The following is an 18,466-nucleotide window of genomic DNA, read 5'->3' as shown; positions in this document are numbered from 1 at the left end:
TAAAGTTGTTTTACCATGGTCAACGTGACCGATTGTGCCCACGTTAACGTGTGGCTTATTACGTTCAAACTTAGCCTTAGCCATGAGATCTTCCTTTTTAAACTACTCATGGAGGATCACTCCATGAGCACTTGGTTTTAAACTATGAATTAGTTGGGCTTATAGTAATCGAAAGATTACTCGTCGTCACCTTTTTTACCACCAGCTTGGAACTTAGCAATGATGCCTTCAGCCACGTTACGTGGAGTTTCAGCATATTTAGCAAATTCCATAGAGTAAGTCGCACGACCTTGAGACATAGAACGCATGTGTGTTGCGTAACCGAACATCTCAGAAAGTGGAACTTCAGCACGGATTGCTTTAGTACCGCCAGGTAAATCGTCCATACCTTGAACCATACCACGACGACGGTTTAAGTCACCCATGATATCGCCCATGTAGTCTTCTGGAGTTTCTACTTCAACTTTCATGATAGGTTCAAGAAGAACAGGATCTGCTTTCATGAAACCATCACGGAATGCGTAAGAACCAGCCATTTTGAACGATAATTCGTCAGAGTCGACATCATGGTAAGAACCATCGAACAATGTCGCTTTGATGCCAACAACTGGGTAACCAGCTAGGACACCATTCTTCATACGTTCTTGAATACCTTTGTCTACAGCACCAAAGAATTCTTTAGGTACAACACCGCCGACAACTTCTTCAGCGAACTCGTAGTCTTTACCAGCTTCAGGATCCATTGGCTCTAAACGTACATATACGTGACCGAATTTACCTTTACCACCAGTTTGGCGAACGAACTTACCTTCTTGCTCAACAGATTTTTTAATCGTCTCGCGGTAAGCAACCATTGGTTTACCAATGTTCGCTTCAACACCGAATTCACGCTTCATACGGTCAACGATGATGTCAAGGTGAAGCTCACCCATACCAGCAATAATTGTTTGACCAGATTCTTCGTCAGTACGAACGCGGAATGATGGATCTTCTTTCGCCAAGCGGCCCAAAGCAACTGACATTTTTTCTTGGTCAGCTTTAGTTTTAGGTTCAACTGCAAGTGCAATTACTGGCTCTGGGAATTCCATACGCTCTAACGTGATCACGTTGTTTTCGTCACAAAGTGTATCACCTGTAGTCGTGTCTTTAAGACCTACACATGCCGCGATATCGCCCGCACGAATTTCTTCGATGTCATGACGGTCATTAGCGTGCATCTGTACAATACGACCAACACGTTCACGTTTAGACTTAACAGGGTTATAAACTGCACTACCAGCTTTTAAAACACCTGAGTAAACACGAACGAATGTTAAGTTACCTACGAATTTGTCGTTCATGATTTTGAACGCAAGCGCAGCAAACGGTGCTTCATCAGACGCTTCGCGAGAACCTTCTGTCTCATCTTTGTCGTCTAAGATACCTTTAATTGCTTCAACGTCAGTAGGTGCTGGTAAGAATTCAATAACAGCATCCAACATACGTTGAACACCTTTGTTTTTGAACGCTGAACCACAAAGCATTGGCTGAATTTCATTCAACAATGTACGCGCACGAAGACCATTAACGATTTCTTCTTTAGTTAAATCGCCTTCTTCAAGGTACTTATCCATGAGTTCTTCTGATGCTTCTGCAGCAGCTTCAACCATGTTTGTACGCCATTCTTGAGCAAGCTCAACAAGGTCAGCAGGGATTTCACCGTATTCAAACTTCATACCTTGAGATGCTTCATCCCAGATAATCGCTTTCATTTCGATAAGGTCTACTACACCTTGGAAGTTTTCTTCTGCGCCAACAGGAATCACGATTGGCACTGGATTACCACCAAGACGTGTTTTTACTTGTTCAACAGCACGGAAGAAGTTTGCACCTGTACGGTCCATTTTGTTAACGAACGCAATACGAGGTACTTTATATTTATTTGCTTGACGCCATACAGTTTCTGACTGAGGTTGTACACCACCTACAGCACAGTAAACCATGCACGCACCGTCAAGAACACGCATAGAACGCTCAACTTCGATCGTGAAGTCAACGTGTCCCGGTGTGTCAATTACGTTAATACGGTGTTGTTCGAACTGGTTACCCATACCTTTCCAGAAGCAAGTTACTGCTGCTGAAGTAATGGTAATACCACGTTCTTGCTCTTGTTCCATCCAGTCAGTTGTTGCTGAACCTTCGTGAGTTTCACCTAGTTTGTGGCTCTCACCTGTGTAGAACAAAATACGTTCAGAAGTCGTTGTTTTACCAGCATCAATGTGTGCTGAGATACCAATGTTACGGTAACGAGAAATTGGGGTTTGACGAGCCATGATTTCTTGCATTCCTAAATTTTGTTGTTTAAAACAGGACGCTTTAAGCTGCTGAGCAGCTTAAAGCGATTCGATGACAAATCAGTGAAACCCGACTTACCACCCTCCTGAATAGGGGCTGTTTTATCCGCTTAGAAACGGTAGTGAGAGAAGGCTTTGTTGGCTTCAGCCATACGATGCACATCTTCACGTTTCTTGATCGCTGAACCTTTACCTTCAGCTGCGTCAAGCAACTCACCAGCAAGGCGTAACGCCATAGTTTTTTCAGAACGCTTAGCAGCAGCATCTACTAACCAACGCATCGCTAAAGCAGTACGACGGGATGGGCGTACTTCCATAGGAACTTGGTATGTAGCACCACCAACACGGCGTGCTTTTACTTCGACCATAGGACGAACTTTTTCAAGAGTAGTCTCGAAAAATTCAACTGGGTCTACTTTAGATTTTTCTTGAACGCGGTCTAAAGCACCGTAAACGATACTTTCAGCAATAGATTTTTTACCATCTTGCATTACGTGGTTCATGAACTTAGCGATTGTTTGGCTGCCGAACTTAGGATCCGGAAGGATTTCACGAGCAGCGACTACGCGACGTCTTGGCATTTTAATACTACCTATAAATATGACACTTCAGGTTTATCCAGCAGCAGTACAAAGTGTCATGTACTATTCGCTGGCCTTACTACACGTCGCTTGAATTTCACAAAATTAAATGCAGAAATCAGACAAGCGAGACGATAAAGGATTGCAGTTCTATACGTTTAAGAAAATGATCTAGTTAGATTATTTCTTAGGACGCTTAGTACCGTATTTAGAACGAGACTGGTTACGATCTTTAACACCAGCACAGTCTAAAGAACCACGAACGGTATGGTAACGTACACCTGGTAAGTCTTTAACACGACCACCACGGATAAGAACAACACTGTGCTCTTGTAGGTTATGGCCTTCACCACCGATATAGCTAGATACTTCGAAACCTGAAGTTAAGCGAACACGGCAAACTTTACGCATTGCTGAGTTAGGTTTTTTAGGTGTAGTTGTGTAAACACGTGTACAAACACCACGACGTTGTGGACAAGCCTTCAACGCAGGAACTTTTGATTTTTCAATCAAAGTCGTACGACCCTTACGGATCAACTGATTTGTTGTTGCCATGTGGCAATTCTCCCGTTAATAAAAAGCCCCAAAAAATACTACTTTTTGAGGGCATGCAATTGTAAGCCAAGAAGTAAAAATGGTCAACATTCAACATGACATCAAATATTGACCATTGTGTGCTTACAACGAAATTTTCAGAATGATTTCTTCAATAATTCATAACTAAATTTATTGTTTTTTTGGTGACGTAGGTTGTGCGTTCGCTGCATCGTCTTTCTTTTTTGAGTTACGACGCTTAGATGGCGCTTTTACCTGCACAACAGGCTCACCTTGAGACTGATCTTTATCAGTGTCTTGAACACTTTCATTAGAAGCCGACTCAATATGTTTTTCAGCTAAAGCCTTAAGACCTTCCTCAACACTGACCTCTTCTTCCTTTTGAGACTCCACAGGTTTTGCTTCAATTTTAATTGCTGAAATTGAATCATTATGAACTGCTGACTCATCAACTTGAATAGACTCTTCTCCTTCAAGTTTTTTTGCAAACTCTTCAACCTCCACCAGTGACTCATCATTGATTGACACTGCGGAATTCAATGCGAGTGAGGATTGCTTTAATAATTCTGTACCGCGCTCAAAGGCTTCCTGAACAGATACCTGCTCATCTGGATGTTGGAGAATGTACTGCTGTGCTCCTGAAAAAACAGCTCTAGCTTTAGAATGCGCCTCTTCTACCAAACGCCAGCTATATACTGCACCAATACCAGCACCAGCCACAGGTGCTAATTTAGATAAAATTGAAATTTGAGGAATCTGATTCAACCAATTCCATTTATAACCACCTTCAGGATTACTCAGCCAATTTTTTAAAGCCGTGAAGTCGTTACTAGAGCCCAATAGGGTTTGTAGCTGATGAGTATCTTGTGTTTCCAATAAATTTGCGACTGTTCTTAATGCCACTAAAAGTGTTTGCTTTTCCGCAATAACACCTAAATCGACTTGCTTGAATACATACTCAACGATCTCTTGTTCTTGACGATGATTAAGTTCAAAACCATGCGCGCGACCTTCTTGGTAAATACTACGCAACGTAAATGCCAACGAGAAAGGAATATCGATGGCCGTACCAACTACGCCTGTCGCACCAGACACTGCCCCCTGAACCGCTGCAATCAATTTATTTTGATTGGCTAATGCTTCACCGATACGATTCGCACGATCAGGGCTTGATTTAAGTTCATCCAAGCTTTTTGCACCAACTTCCTTTAATACATGCTCAACTGAACTTAACTCAGAAACAAAATCATTCAATTTATCAAAAAAATAATCTGCAACTTTGTTGTTTAAGTCCGGAGAGATAAAAGAAGCAACATTATTTAATTTACTGTAATGACGACCAAAAATTTTTTGAGAAACTTGAGGGACATGATCACGAAATAATTGTTGAGGGGTTTCGTACTTTTTTTGTTCAGTCATTTTTCTCTCATCTAAAGTTATGTCAATAATTTTTTGTGGATCAGGTTGTTGCGTCAATTTCGCAATTGATCCTGGTGCAACATGTTGTGCCAGTTCAAATCCAGTAGCACTGAGCTTTTTAGCCACTCCAAATGCTTTTGATACCAGTCCGCTAGATTGCTTATTATTAGAATTTGCCATTTACAACCCTCCTTCGCATTTATCACTTATGTTTAAAATTCTATGTGCAGTCAAGAGTTATCTCAACTTTATCGTGTTTTATTCGGTTGCAATATAGTGAACATATCTGCCAATAAGCGTTTTAACGCTGCGATATTGATTTGCCATAAGAATTTAAAATAGATTCTGATATCATAATACGAATTTTTGACAAGATCTTATGGACTTTTACATCCAATCAAATCGATGTGAATTTTTCCATAAAATGACTTCACCATGATAGGGAATTGTAAATGAAACGTGTTGTAATCACTGGTATGGGCATTAACTCATGCATTGGTAATACATTAGAAGATGTAAATCATGCCTTACAAAATGGTATTTCAGGCACACGTTTTAACCCAACTTATGCTGAACTTAATTTTAAAAGTCATGTTAGTGCTGCAGCAGAACAAAATTTTGACGGTATTGACCGTAAACTGAAACGCTTCATGGGTGTATGTGCGATGTATGCCTATAACGCTGCAGTCGCTGCGGTTGAAAATGCGGGTCTAACAGCTGAAGATCTTGCGGGCAACCCGCGTTATGGTATTGCGGGTGGTTCAGGCGGCAACTCTACAGCTTCTGTCGCTGAAATGATTGAACTTCTTGAAGAGAAAGGCGCACGTAAAATTGGCCCTTTCTTTGTTCCACGCAATATGTCAAATACTATTACAGCTAACGTTGGTGTGGCATTCAAATTACAAGGTATCGCTCACTCTATTACAAGTGCTTGTGCAACCTCAGCTGATGCCATTGGTTACGCATACAACCTGATTCAACTTGGCAAACAGGATCTAATGCTCGCTGGTGGTGGTGAAGAAGACCATTGGTCACAAAGTCTATTATTTGATGCAATGGGTGCTTTATGCTCAAAATATAATGACTCACCAGAAACCGCTTCTCGCCCTTACTCTGCTGATCGTGATGGTTTTGTCATTGCTGGCGGCGGTGGTTTCGTGGTACTTGAATCTCTTGAGCATGCTCAAGCGCGCGGTGCAAATATTCTTGCTGAAGTCGTTGCATATGCAGCCAACTCTGATGGTGCTGATATGGTCGCACCATCAGGTGAAGGTGCAACACGTTGCATCTTGATGGCACTTGATGAAGCAAAACAGCATGGTGTTGAAAAAATTGATTATGTAAATACACACGGCACATCTACACCAGCTGGTGATGTGACTGAATTGAAAGCAATGGAACGCGCATTCGGTGAAGGTCAAGTACCACCTTTAAGTTCAACAAAATCTATGACAGGTCATAGCTTAGGTGCTGCAGGTGTACAAGAAGCGATTTACTCTATTCTCATGATGCAGAATGACTTTATTGCACCAAACATCAATGTAACTGAGCTTGATGAAGGTGCGAAACCATTTGATATCGTACTTGAAAAACGCGATACAAAACTGAATACTGTAATGAGTAACAGTTTTGGTTTCGGCGGCGTAAATGCCTGCCTCATTTTCAAGAAATGGGAAGGCTAATTTAATTCCGCCCATAATGGGTGATTAGATGGATGTTCCTTCAGATGCTTTCCTATGGGTAAAAGCATTACATATTATTGCTGTGGTATGTTGGTTCGCTGCTTTGTTCTATCTACCACGGCTTTATGTTTATCATGCGATGAGTGACGATGCCATAAGCCATCAACGCTTTGAAGTCATGGAACGTAAGCTTTATCGTGGCATTATGTGGCCTGCGATGATCGCAACATTGATCACTGCACATTTTTTAGTGGACTGGGGTGATGCAACTCGACATTATCATGAAGCTTTATGGTTTTATTTAAAAGTTGGTTTAGTCGGATTACTGGTCATATACCACCTAATGTGTGGATATTACCGTAAAAAACTCATTGATAATGCACACTATAAAAGTCATAAGTTCTGGCGCTATTTCAACGAAATGCCCACATTGATCTTATTCGCAGTTGTAATTTTAGTTGTGGTCAAACCTACATTCTAACTAAAGAATATAAAAAACCTCCATTCGTGGAGGTTTTTTTCTCTAAAAATTAATTATGGTTACGCTTACGCATACGTGGTTTATAAAGAACACGATATGTTACAGCCAACAGAATTAACCAGATTGGACTAATCATCAAAGCTTTCAGCGTGTCTGGCTCTAAACTTAAAATGATTAATGCAAATAGCAAAAATGCCAATACAACGTATGACATTGCCACTCCACCCGGCATTTTAAAATTCGACTTTTCATGTAGCTCAGGTCGCAATTTACGGTAGCGTATATAGCACACCATGATAATCGCCCAAATACTAATGAAAAGAATCACGCACAGCGAACTTGCTAATGTAAAAGCTTCCATCGTATTTGGCACAAAATACTGAAATGCTGCACCGGCCATAATAAATGTACATGAAAAGATTAATCCCTTAGCAGGTACGGCACGACTTGAAAGTTCTGCTAGCTTTTGAGGGGCTTGGCCGTCACGTGCCAATCCAAATAACATTCGACTGGTAGAAAAGACGCCACTGTTCATGGAAGACATCACAGAAGACAAAACCACTAGGTTCATAATCACAGCAGCTGAACCAATACCCGCAAATAAGAATAATGTCACAAATGGACTTTGATCTGCTGGGATATTGATCCAAGGTGTCACAGACATAATCATGATCAACGAAAGCACATAGAAAATGATAATACGTGTCGGAATAGCATTAACCGCTTTTGGTAAATTTTTTTCAGGATCTTTGGTTTCCGCAGCCATCGTCCCGAGTAACTCTACACCAACAAAGGCAAACATTGCGATTTGAAAGCCTGCCAAAAAGCCCATGGTTCCTTTCGGGAACATTCCACCATGAGACCAAATGTTACTGAAGCTTGCAACAGCACCACTTGGTGACTGAAAACTCGTAAACACCATGAAGGCACCCACCAAGATCAATCCAATAATGGCTAAAATTTTGATTAATGCAAACCAAAACTCAATTTCACCAAAAAGTTTTACAGTGACTAAGTTAATTGCGAGTATGAATAAGACACATCCTGCACTAATCGCTGCTTGCCCCATTGGGGTAAACATTTGATCTGGAGGTAACCAAAAACTGAGATAATTGATAATTGCTGCTAAATCAGCAATACCGACCAAAATCCATCCCAGCCAATAGGACCAACCAATATAATACCCTGCACCTGGTCCAATGAGATCATGTGCCATATCAATAAATGATTTGTAGTGCAGATTAGATAAAAGAATTTCACCAAGGGCACGCATCAAGAAAAAAAACATAGCACCAATAATCATATAAATGATGATGATTGAAGGTCCTGCAAGTGAAATCGTTTTTCCTGAGCCCATAAACAACCCTGTACCAATCGCTCCACCGATGGCGATGAGTTGTAAATGTCGATTTGAAAGCTTACGCTGTAATTCATTGGGAGATGATTGTTCATCAATATTTGTGGTTGTCATTATTCAACATCCTTTTACACCATCTAATCTAATCGATCAGCCTAAATTCCGCTTCAAACTGAGATTCGAGAGATTTTGTTATTATGAGAGGAGCCATAAATGACTCTTCCTCGTGAAGTCTTACTTATATTCAGTTATTTCAATGCAGCAATCACTGCGATTTCAATTAACCATTCTGGATTAACGAGGTCAGCCTGAATGGTTGCTCGTGATGGTGGTATTGAATCCTCCATCCATTCAATCCAAATTTGATTGAAGATTTGAAAATCTTCCAAATTCTTCACGAAAACTTGTGCTGACAATAAACGAGATTTATCTGTGCCTACTTGAGCCAAAAGAGCGTCGATCGTATTCAGCACATCTTTCGTTTGTAAGGCGATATCAGGCGTCGTAATCTTAGGTACTTGACCAGAAAGATAAGCCACTTGATTAAAGACTGTAACTGCACTCATCACGCCATTACTATTGAATTTTTGAATATCCTGATTTTGCATATTAATTCCTTGATTACTCAGTATCGATCCTAGTGTTGATCGTTGAATTTTTAACATTAAATTTCTAGAACAAATGGAACCCGCGTCGTTACGCCACACATTAACTCATATCCCACAGTACTCGCTCCTGCAGCGACTTCATCAATCGGTAACAAACTTCCGTACTTTGAGACGCCCCACAGTACGACTTCACTGCCAATTTTTGCATCTTCAATATGCGTGATATCAACAGCTAGCATGTCCATACTTACACGACCAATCAAAGAAGTTTTTTGTCCATTCACAAGCACTGTTGTGCCAGATTGAGTAATCCGTTGATATCCATCTGCATATCCACAAGCGACAATGCCAATTTTCATAGCTTGTTCTGCAAAAAATGTCGATCCATAGCCAATACTTTGCTGAGGATTAATTTCTTGAATTGCAATCAATTCACTTCTTAAAGACATTGTTGGTTTTAAGTCCCAATCTTGAATAGTATGGGTTGGATAATCCGGTGAACTCCCATACAACATAATGCCACTACGTACAATGTTAGAGTGGACATGATTGGCATGTCTAAGAATGGCTGCGCTATTACTTAGTGAACAAGGACCACCTAAAACGCTGACGATTTGATTGAATACTGAAATTTGATAGTCAACCCCAACCTTATTCAAGCGCTCGCCATCAGCATCAGAAAAATGTGTCATGTGAGTGATTGATGCCACTTGCGGCAATTCAGTTAACAGACTCCAAATTTCAGGGTAACGTTGAGGTTGGAATCCTAAACGGTTCATGCCACTGTTCATTTTCAAAAAAATATTAAAATGAGCATCAAGACTAAACCGCTTAATCCATTCGACTTGAATCTCGTTATGAACGGTAAATTGAAGATCTAAATCGTGACACAACTGTAAATCTGCTTCTTGAAAGATACCTTCCAAAAGCAAAATTGGGCCTTTCCAACCTAAATCTCGAACTCGTTGTGCTTCACTCAGCTCTAGAAGTGCAATTCCATCTGCATCCACTAAGGCTGAATAAATGCGCTCGATCCCATGACCATAAGCATTAGCTTTAACAACAGCAAAAACTTGGGCATTCGGTACATGTTGCTTAGCAACTTTCAAATTATGCTTGATCGCGTTTAAGTGAATAACAGCCTGTATTGGGCGAGACATATTCCTTGTCCTATTATTTATTTTTTAATAGCAAACCACGCAGCCTTTATGCTGCGTGGTTATAACGTTGAATTGAAAGTCCATCGGTACTAATCTCTGGAGTCCGATTCAGCACTAAATCACTAATCAGCTTTCCAGAACCACATGCCATAGTCCAACCGAGCGTGCCATGTCCAGTATTTAAAAATAGATTCTTATATTTCGTCGCACCGATAATAGGCGTACTGTCTGGTGTCATCGGTCGTAGTCCCGTCCAGAAGCTGGCTTGTGCCATATCTCCACCTGGGAACAAATCACGCGTTACCATCTCTAAGGTGCCACGGCGATCCTCATTTAACTCTTTATTAAAACCACTTAACTCAGCCATCCCACCAACACGAATTCGTTGATCAAAACGAGTTATTGCAATCTTGTAGGTTTCATCTAAGACAGTTGATTGAGGGGCATATTGCGCATCCACGATAGGTATAGTTAATGAATATCCCTTTACAGGATAAATGGGCAAATCTAGACCTAATGGTTTAATAAAATCTCGTGAATAGCTACCGAAGGCAAGTACATAACGATCTGCCGTGAGTACATGACCGTCTACAATAACGCCTTTAATTTCGTCGCCCTCAACTACGAGTTTTTCAACATTTTGATTAAATTTAAACTCAACACCAATACCTTTTGCATATTCAGCAAGCGCGTTGGTAAAGATATAGCAATCACCAGTCTCATCATTTGGAAGATGTAAGCCACCGACTAATTTGTCTTTAACTTCCGCTAATGCAGGTTCAACTCGACCTAGACCTTCACGATCTAATAACTCAAATTCGACACCTGTTTCTTTTAAAACTTCAATGTCTCGTTGAACTGCTTCTAATTGCGCATCCTTACGAAAAATTTGTAATGTTCCTTTTGAACGATTCTCATAAGATATGCCAATATTTTCGCGTAATTCTCTTAAACAATCTCGACTGTATTCAGCAACACGTACCATACGCTCTTTATTGATGGCGTAATGTGCCGCATTGCAGTTCTTCAACATTTGAGCCATCCATTTCAGCTGCCACAAGCTTCCATCTACATTAATTGCTAATGGTGCATGATGTTGAAACATCCATTTAACCGCTTTAAATGGAATTCCTGGTGCGGCCCATGGTGTAGAATACCCAGGAGAAATCTGTCCTGCATTGCCAAAACTCGTTTCTTCGGCAGGACCTGATTGACGATCTAATACAGTGACGCTTGCTCCTTGTTGCGCTAGGTAATACGCACTTGCAACACCAATGACACCACTACCTAATACAATAACGCGCATGAACTATCCCTCAGCACTGTGTAGTTTATTTCACTAGTATATTTTTGCTTTAATAGTTTTTTTCACTCTTTTAATCGTTATAATTTAGGTAATTTAAGGGTTTTATCCTGAAAAAATTAAAAAATAAGGAAATTATTCATGCGGAAATTAGATCGCACTGATCGTATGATTTTAGATATTCTGCAAAAGGACGGTCGTATTGCCATTAGTGAACTGGCTGCAAAAGTAAATCTTTCTACAACCCCATGCTCGGAAAGAGTGAAAAGACTAGAACGAGATGGCATTATTATGGGCTATTACGCCCGATTAAATCCGGAGTTATTGGAGCGTAATTTACTCGTTTTTCTAGAAATTAAATTATCGGCGAAATCTGGAGATGTTTTTGATCAAGTCGCCAAGAATTTAGTTGAGATACCTGAGGTCTTAGAATGTCATTTAATTTCAGGTGAATTCGATTACTTGGTGAAAGCGAGACTAAAAGAAATGAGTGCTTATCGCCAACTACTGGGTGACCTGCTTAAAATGCTTCCGTCCTCAGCATCCTCCCATAGTTACATCGTGATGGAAGAGGTCAAAGAATCCTTGTATTTGGATCTAAGCTAAGCTACGAAGAGCAATCTCTTGAGAGTTGCTCTTGAGCCCAAATTTCGGCTTAGATTAATCAACATAATTTAAAATTTGATGGAAAGCTTGAATTCTGGCTTTGGGTGCAGCAGCGGCTAACTCTGCATCACTGCCATAACCGTATTCCACCGCAATCGTTTCAATTCCATTTTTTCGAGCACCGATAATATCATGCTCTCGGTCCCCTACCATCAAACAGGTTTCTGGCTTGATTTTTTCTTGCTCTAAAATATATGCAATAAGTTCAGCTTTATTGGTGCGGTCACCATTTAACTCACTGCCATAGGCATAATCAAAATACGGTGTAAGATTGAAATGTTCAAGAATTTGCTGAGCATACACTTCAGGCTTTGCAGTAGCTAAAAACAATCTGTAACCTTTGTTCTTAAGTGTTGCCAATGTTTCTGCTACATCTTCAAATAATAAATTTTCAAATAAACCTTTTACAGCAAAGCGCTCACGATAACCAAGTAAAGCCTGTTCCGCCAAATCATCATTCACATCAACCTTCAAAATTTTGGCCAAAGAGGCTTTTAAAGGTGGTCCAATAATCCAATCAATATTCTCATCTTCCGCGATAAAATGACCTACTTTTTCTAAACCATAGCGTGCAGAAGTCGTAATACCCACTTTAGGATCAGTTAGCGTTCCATCTAAATCAATGAGAATATTTTTAATCATGCTGTACCTTTTTTAGAAATGCTATCGAGACTTCTCAGAAACTTGCCTATACTACTCCAAATTGATCAATGAAGGACATTGTTGTGCGCCCTACTGTATTGTGCTTTTCTGGTTTAGATCCATCTGGTGGTGCTGGCTTACAAGCAGATATTGAAGCGATCGGCCAAAGTGGTGCTCATGCAGCAATCGCATGTACAGCGTTAACCATTCAAAACTCTCAACAAGTTTTTGGATTTGAAGCAACCTCAAAAGATTTACTGCTGGCTCAAGCGAATGCTGTAGTGAACGATCTTCCTATCAAAGTAGTGAAATCTGGCATGCTCGGCACTACCGACAATATCGCCGCTTTGGCAGAATTCCTAAGAGCACATCCTGATTTCCAATACGTACTCGATCCAGTTTTGGTTGCCAATAGTGGTGGCTCATTAGGAAATCAAGCAACATTGGTCAAGGCTTTTGTTGAATTGATTCCTCTTGCTACGATTCTGACACCCAATACCGTTGAACTTCGCGCATTAACCGGCTGTGAAGATTTAGATCAAGCTACACAGAAGTTATTTGAAATGGGTGCTAAAGCTGTATTAGTCAAAGGTGGTCACGAAGACACACCGACTTATATTAGAAATGCACTCTACATTAACGGTGATATGGTCTCTGAAACAAAATGTCCTCGTCTTGAAGGTGAGTATCATGGTTCAGGCTGTTCTCTTGCTAGTTTTATTGCAGGGAGATTGGCACAAGGTGATCAAATTAAAAATGCAGTTCACCATGCGGAAACATGGCTATTTGGTGTATTAAAACGTGCTGAAATCCCAGTTGAAGGTGGCCAAAGAATTCCAAAACGCTTCTAAATAAAAAGCCCACTGACTGTGGGCTTTTTTTTATTAATCTTTTAGTCTTTCTTTGACTGATCGGATATGTTCTCTATTGGTTTTCCACGATTTTTGAAGCGCTGCTTTTTCAATACGATATTTAATTCTCTGTAGTCTACGATCATCAATCACTTTCATTTGGTAGCTTTTAACTTCTTCAATCCAACTTTTACCCCAATGAACATGTACAGGAATTGGTGTTTTAAACTCACAATTAGGCACGAAAACTATTAACCCATGTATCGACAGATTTGAATCGATTAAATCTTTTAACAATCCGTCTAAAACCTTTATATGCTTGTAGTTTTGGTGCAATGGATTTTGAAATTTATGGCTAGATTTATAAATTTTTTGAGTCCACATTTTTTGATGTGATGAGCCAAAAATCCAACCTTTATAGTTTTTGGTCTCAATCACAAATATTCCATAAGGACTCAATAAAATATGGTCAATCTGTGTGGTCTGATTGTCCTGATCCAAAAATGTTAGATCATTCAGTAAAATATAGTCCTCATTCAAAAATTTTTTTGCATGATATTGGACAATGTATTCACCCAATTTTCCTTTGATATAAGGTACAAACATTTTGAATACAGGGATGATTGCTAGAATTATGATCAACCACCATAACTGCGAAATAAGATTAAAAATAATTGTAATTATAAGATTTTCATTAGACATAATTTTTGTATTTCATATGTTTATGCTGTTATAACATCACCACTTATCATCTTCAAGCTGCAGCAGCTTAAGCTTATTCTCCACACCACCTGAAAATCCGACCAGCTTGCCATTGACACCTATTACACGATGACAAGGTACAATGATCGCGATAGGATTTTTCCCATTGGCCAAGCCTACCGCTCGAACCGCTTTTACATTCCCAACATCCTCAGCAATTTGCTTATACGTTCTAGACTCTCCAAAAGGAATATTTAACAGCGCATTCCATACCGAACGTTGGAATTCTGTCCCATAAAGTTCTATGGGCAAATCGAATACCTGACGTTGTTTTAAAAAATATTCGCGAAGCTGTTTTTCGGCAATGCATAAAATCTCGTGATCATCCTGCTGAATGACGATTTGATTTCGGATAAACTGAGGAAGTGCATTCTCCCAAGCGACAACAATCAATGCTTGATCATGAGCAACCAATTGAAGTTCACCGACAGGTGTCATTATTTTTTTTAAATAAAGCTGAGTCATTTTTTTAATCGCTTGTAAATTAAATCATCTAACTATGTTGATGATAACTTCATTAAGGCCAAACCCGAAATAATCAATACTGCTGCGATCATTCTCATCGCATTTGCTGGTTCTCCAAGAATAAAAATCCCTACCACAAACGAACCTACAGCACCTATGCCTGTCCATACGGTATAAGCTGTCCCAAGTGGTAAAGTTTTCATCGCATGGGAAAGTAAAGCAAAACTTGCGATCATGAAAACGATCGTCAAAATACTGGGTGTCAATTTGGTGAAGCCATCTGAAACTTTCATAAAATAGGCCCAGACCACTTCCAACAACCCTGCAACAATCAAGACTAACCAAGCCAAAATAAACCCTCTCTCAATTAAAAAAGCAGCGTATGGATACGCTGCCTTAAATCTTACGCTGAAGCTAATTTCATCATGACTAAACCTGAAATAATCAGAATAGCCGCAATCATCCGCATTGCTGTCGCAGGCTCACCCAGAATAAAAATGCCGACTAAAAAAGACCCTACTGCACCAATCCCCGTCCAAATCGTATAGGCAGTTCCCAGAGGTAATGTTTTCATGGCATGTGCCAACAACCCAAAACTGAGAACCATAAAAAATAGAGTAATTGCAGTCGGTGTGAATTTAGTAAATCCTTCAGACATTTTCATACTATATGCCCAAACGATCTCAAATAAACCCGCGAGAATAAGAATAAACCAAGCCATGATGCCTGCTCCCAATTAAAATAATTTAAGAGTCAGGCCGTCCTGACGATTTTTCTCAGAGAAATGAGGGAGGTCGTTCCTCCAAATGATGGTTGAATTATATCAACACACGCACAAAATAGGCGCAATTTTACAATTTTTGACCCAAAATACACCTATAAAAAATAGGTCATTATCGGACTAGCTTTTCTAGATTATTTCTGCATTTTTAGGCTATTGCATTGCGAACGCGATCGCTATTGTCAGATGGAAGACTAAATCCGCACCAAATTAGAACACTTCACTGCACTATAGAAAATCACTGGTCTAGGATGTTTAAATTTAAATTGATTTTTATCTCGCTCTTTTAAGACTTATTCACGAAGATAAGCCAAATAATGAGCAACGAAAATTTCTCCCCCCTAACAATTCAACAGAAAGGATAAGAAGATCCATTATTTGTAAAAAAGGACTCAAATGAGTCCTTTTTATACATTTATTGTCTAATAAACAAACCATTGAACTAAATATGATTATAATCTAATCAAATTATCCAGACTGTTATCAACACAGATATCCACCATGTTATCCATAAACTTATCCACAGATGTGTGTAGTGTTATACATGTTTCGGATCAAACGTTAATTAAACCTACTTTCGCCAACTCTACACGCATTTCATCAATTACAGCTTTATAATCAGGCTTTCCAAAAATGGCAGAACCAGCTACAAACATATCAGCACCAGCTTCAGCGATTTCACGAATATTTGCTGGACCAACACCACCATCAACTTCTAAGCGAATATCTTTACCAGATGCATCAATAATTTTGCGTGCTTCACGAAGTTTATCTAGCGTCATTGGGATAAATTTTTGTCCACCGAAGCCAGGGTTGACGCTCATTAATAAGACTTGATCCACTTTATCCAGTACATAATCAAGGTAATGTAAAGGCGTTGCAGGGTTAAAAACTAAACCTGCTTTAGCACCACCAGCTTTAATCAGCTGCAATGAACGGTCGATATGGTCTGATGCTTCTGGATGAAAAGTGATGATATCTGCACCCGCTTCTAAGAAATCTCCGATCATACGATCGACTGGTTTCACCATAAGATGAACGTCAATTGGGGCCTGAATACCATATTTTTTAAGTGCCTTACATACACCAGCACCAAAAGTTAAATTTGGTACATAATGATTGTCCATTACATCGAAATGGACCACATCTGCACCTGCTTCAAGTACATTTTCGACTTCTTCACCTAAGCGAGCGAAATCAGCAGATAAAATCGATGGAGCAATTAAGAATGGCTTGGACATGTCAGGACCTGGCGGGAAATTAGAATTCAAAAGATGATTATAGCAAAACTTCGTTTATTCATTCCTTCGAAATTACTGCTATTTAAATTTCAACTCAAAATGCAAATCATTGATAAAAAATCTTCAAGGACGGAATATGACTTATGCAAAGCTATGTTGCATATTCGGAACAACCTTATGGTGAGATGAATGTTAAGATACAATAAATTTCAAGCATTACGGTAAATAATGAAAACAACCACAACGATAGAAAGCTCCGAAGCATTACGTATCGCTAAACGATTAAGCAATCATTGGAAACATAAATTTGATGTCGCCAATACCGATGACCAATATCAAATTTTTATGCCAAAAGTGACAGTTGAATTATCAATACAACCTGATCAACTTCATGTCAGTATTGTGAATAAAGAAGAAATATCTTTAGAAGAATTAATACGACTAGAAAATATCGTGCTTGATCATATCAATCGCATGGTTCAAGCTGACTATCAAGTTGTATGGTCTAGAGAAAGTTAAAGAAAAACCGACATAAAGTCGGCTTTTCATTATTGTTGCTGTTTAAATTCACTAACACGGCGAATTCGTTCTTCAGTGGCAGGATGACTTGCAAAAAGATCAAGAATTTTTGATTGATCTTCGTCTTCTCCCATATCATCACTCATACGTTTTAAAAAGTTTGCAAAATGCACTGTATCCATTTCATGTTTATGCATGAGTTCTAGCGCATACTGATCTGATTCTAACTCAAACTTCCGTGAATACCCTGCACCAATCATGGCAACTGGCAAAGTCGCAATTAAATCCGATCCATCACCAGTGATGGCAATATAAAGTACGCTGAATCCTAGGCTCGAAAGACCTTGTTGTAAGCTGTGACGTTTTAATAAATGTGCTTGTTCGTGTGCCAAAACGCCGATAATTTCCTGATCATTCTTGGCAAGCTTCACTAATTCATCGGTGAGATAAATTGTATTGTTTGGCAATGCGAGTGCATTGGCTCCAAGCGAGGTACCTTCCCTAAATTTCAACTGAGCGGGACGACCCTCAGCAACATATTTCAGATAATCCGCGAGAATCTGATCCTGTCTTTGCTGTGATAACTGAGAAGGTTTAGTGTATTCGGCTAAATAAACTTCTGCCTGACCACCCAAACGATTCAGCGTATTTTCTGGCAGCTGGAAAGCAACAATGTGCGATGCCATCGGTATTCCCCATTTAATGACGGAGAAACCAAGTGCGACCACGAAAATAACACTAAAAATAATCAACGATGGTGTACGTTCAAGTTTCCATACTTTTTGATGAAAATTTTTATGCTCAACAGGCAACCATTCAGGAAGCTGACGCTCATGAAATTCAATTCTAGCGTCATGTGTTAACTCTAATGCTGGATTACGTCGACCAATTTTACCAAGCAATACCATTTCATCTGCATGATAGTAGACTGTTTTCACTTCGCCTTGTTCTGTATAACTGACAGCGATACTGTCTTGATTAACAGGGCGAATCTGTGCTGTAAAAGGCTTAGAAAGAACACCATCATAATATGTCACTGTGAGAGGTTGATTCATTGAAT

The 18,466-nt window shown here is 39.6% G+C and carries 21 protein-coding genes; 5 read left to right on the top strand and 16 right to left on the bottom strand.

What is annotated here, in order from left to right; all coding sequences use genetic code 11:
- The 5 genes from BMW42_RS13760 to BMW42_RS13740 form a co-directional block, all read right to left on the bottom strand.
- On the bottom strand, window positions 1-84 hold an 84-nt coding region (locus tag BMW42_RS13760), incomplete at its 3' end, for a GTP-binding protein (RefSeq protein ID WP_001029591.1).
- A 92-nt stretch (window positions 85-176) separates the two neighbouring features.
- Window positions 177-2,312, bottom strand: a complete 2,136-nt coding sequence (fusA, locus tag BMW42_RS13755; RefSeq protein ID WP_092768658.1) for an elongation factor G — start codon at window positions 2,310-2,312, stop codon at window positions 177-179.
- 131 nt (window positions 2,313-2,443) lie between these two features.
- On the bottom strand, window positions 2,444-2,914 hold the full coding sequence (gene rpsG / locus BMW42_RS13750; protein ID WP_004648014.1) for a 30S ribosomal protein S7: 471 nt from the start codon (window positions 2,912-2,914) through the stop codon (window positions 2,444-2,446).
- A gap of 180 nt (window positions 2,915-3,094) precedes the next feature.
- Window positions 3,095-3,469: a 30S ribosomal protein S12 gene (gene rpsL, locus BMW42_RS13745; RefSeq protein ID WP_004648013.1), complete on the bottom strand. Its 375-nt coding sequence runs from the start codon at window positions 3,467-3,469 to the stop codon at window positions 3,095-3,097.
- 171 nt (window positions 3,470-3,640) lie between these two features.
- A complete protein-coding gene (locus BMW42_RS13740; protein WP_092768655.1) occupies window positions 3,641-5,068 on the bottom strand; it encodes an EcsC family protein in 1,428 nt (475 codons plus the stop codon).
- 272 nt (window positions 5,069-5,340) lie between these two features.
- On the opposite strand from BMW42_RS13740, the gene BMW42_RS13735 reads away from it, so the two are divergent.
- Both BMW42_RS13735 and BMW42_RS13730 read left to right on the top strand, forming a co-directional pair.
- Window positions 5,341-6,570, top strand: a complete 1,230-nt coding sequence (locus BMW42_RS13735; protein WP_035268310.1) for a beta-ketoacyl synthase N-terminal-like domain-containing protein — start codon at window positions 5,341-5,343, stop codon at window positions 6,568-6,570.
- Between the two features lie 28 nt (window positions 6,571-6,598).
- On the top strand, window positions 6,599-7,051 hold the full coding sequence (locus tag BMW42_RS13730) for a CopD family protein (RefSeq protein ID WP_092768652.1): 453 nt from the start codon (window positions 6,599-6,601) through the stop codon (window positions 7,049-7,051).
- Between the two features lie 49 nt (window positions 7,052-7,100).
- Here the strand turns inward: BMW42_RS13730 and BMW42_RS13725 are convergent, their stop codons facing one another.
- From BMW42_RS13725 to BMW42_RS13710, 4 genes are all read right to left on the bottom strand, one after another.
- Entirely contained in the window at window positions 7,101-8,522 is a 1,422-nt protein-coding gene (locus BMW42_RS13725) for an amino acid permease (protein ID WP_092768649.1), read from the bottom strand.
- 134 nt (window positions 8,523-8,656) lie between these two features.
- Window positions 8,657-9,016 carry a RidA family protein gene (locus tag BMW42_RS13720; RefSeq protein WP_035268302.1) on the bottom strand — a complete coding sequence of 120 codons (360 nt, stop codon included), beginning with the start codon at window positions 9,014-9,016 and terminating at the stop codon, window positions 8,657-8,659.
- Between the two features lie 56 nt (window positions 9,017-9,072).
- Window positions 9,073-10,176: an alanine racemase gene (gene alr / locus BMW42_RS13715; RefSeq protein WP_092768646.1), complete on the bottom strand. Its 1,104-nt coding sequence runs from the start codon at window positions 10,174-10,176 to the stop codon at window positions 9,073-9,075.
- 46 nt (window positions 10,177-10,222) lie between these two features.
- Window positions 10,223-11,482, bottom strand: coding sequence for a D-amino acid dehydrogenase (locus BMW42_RS13710; protein WP_092768643.1), 1,260 nt, complete (start codon window positions 11,480-11,482; stop codon window positions 10,223-10,225).
- Between the two features lie 138 nt (window positions 11,483-11,620).
- Between BMW42_RS13710 and BMW42_RS13705 the strand changes: the two genes are divergently transcribed.
- Window positions 11,621-12,085, top strand: a complete 465-nt coding sequence (locus tag BMW42_RS13705; RefSeq protein ID WP_092768640.1) for an Lrp/AsnC ligand binding domain-containing protein — start codon at window positions 11,621-11,623, stop codon at window positions 12,083-12,085.
- A gap of 54 nt (window positions 12,086-12,139) precedes the next feature.
- Here BMW42_RS13705 and BMW42_RS13700 read toward each other — a convergent pair whose 3' ends face one another.
- Complete coding sequence (locus BMW42_RS13700; protein ID WP_092768637.1) at window positions 12,140-12,787, bottom strand: HAD-IA family hydrolase; 648 nt, start codon at window positions 12,785-12,787, stop codon at window positions 12,140-12,142.
- 83 nt (window positions 12,788-12,870) lie between these two features.
- On the opposite strand from BMW42_RS13700, the gene BMW42_RS13695 reads away from it, so the two are divergent.
- Window positions 12,871-13,638, top strand: a complete 768-nt coding sequence (locus BMW42_RS13695) for a hydroxymethylpyrimidine/phosphomethylpyrimidine kinase (protein WP_035268321.1) — start codon at window positions 12,871-12,873, stop codon at window positions 13,636-13,638.
- A gap of 33 nt (window positions 13,639-13,671) precedes the next feature.
- Here the strand turns inward: BMW42_RS13695 and BMW42_RS13690 are convergent, their stop codons facing one another.
- The 5 genes from BMW42_RS13690 to rpe all read right to left on the bottom strand — a co-directional run bounded on the left by BMW42_RS13690 (window position 13,672) and on the right by rpe (window position 16,887).
- Window positions 13,672-14,340 carry a nuclease-related domain-containing protein gene (locus BMW42_RS13690; RefSeq protein WP_092768634.1) on the bottom strand — a complete coding sequence of 223 codons (669 nt, stop codon included), beginning with the start codon at window positions 14,338-14,340 and terminating at the stop codon, window positions 13,672-13,674.
- Between the two features lie 36 nt (window positions 14,341-14,376).
- Window positions 14,377-14,865 (bottom strand): methylated-DNA--[protein]-cysteine S-methyltransferase, encoded by a 489-nt coding sequence (locus BMW42_RS13685; protein ID WP_092768631.1) that lies wholly within the window; start codon window positions 14,863-14,865, stop codon window positions 14,377-14,379.
- Between the two features lie 32 nt (window positions 14,866-14,897).
- Window positions 14,898-15,215: a quaternary ammonium compound efflux SMR transporter SugE gene (gene sugE, locus BMW42_RS13680; RefSeq protein WP_092768628.1), complete on the bottom strand. Its 318-nt coding sequence runs from the start codon at window positions 15,213-15,215 to the stop codon at window positions 14,898-14,900.
- Window positions 15,216-15,268: 53 nt separating this feature from the next.
- Window positions 15,269-15,586, bottom strand: a complete 318-nt coding sequence (locus BMW42_RS13675) for a DMT family transporter (protein WP_092768625.1) — start codon at window positions 15,584-15,586, stop codon at window positions 15,269-15,271.
- Between the two features lie 614 nt (window positions 15,587-16,200).
- The gene (gene rpe / locus BMW42_RS13670) at window positions 16,201-16,887 is read right to left on the bottom strand and encodes a ribulose-phosphate 3-epimerase (protein WP_092768622.1); all 687 of its coding nucleotides are present in this window, start codon (window positions 16,885-16,887) and stop codon (window positions 16,201-16,203) included.
- Between the two features lie 228 nt (window positions 16,888-17,115).
- Between rpe and BMW42_RS13665 the strand changes: the two genes are divergently transcribed.
- Window positions 17,116-17,406 carry a DUF2218 domain-containing protein gene (locus tag BMW42_RS13665; protein ID WP_092768619.1) on the top strand — a complete coding sequence of 97 codons (291 nt, stop codon included), beginning with the start codon at window positions 17,116-17,118 and terminating at the stop codon, window positions 17,404-17,406.
- Between the two features lie 29 nt (window positions 17,407-17,435).
- On the opposite strand, the gene BMW42_RS13660 is transcribed toward BMW42_RS13665, so the two are convergent.
- Entirely contained in the window at window positions 17,436-18,461 is a 1,026-nt protein-coding gene (locus BMW42_RS13660; protein ID WP_092768616.1) for a M48 family metallopeptidase, read from the bottom strand.
- Window positions 18,462-18,466: the final 5 nt, after the last annotated feature.

The organism is Acinetobacter sp. DSM 11652, assembly GCF_900109815.1.
Classification (GTDB): domain Bacteria; phylum Pseudomonadota; class Gammaproteobacteria; order Pseudomonadales; family Moraxellaceae; genus Acinetobacter.
Note: the sequence above shows the minus strand (reverse complement) of the source record. Positions and strands in the feature narration are given on the sequence as shown.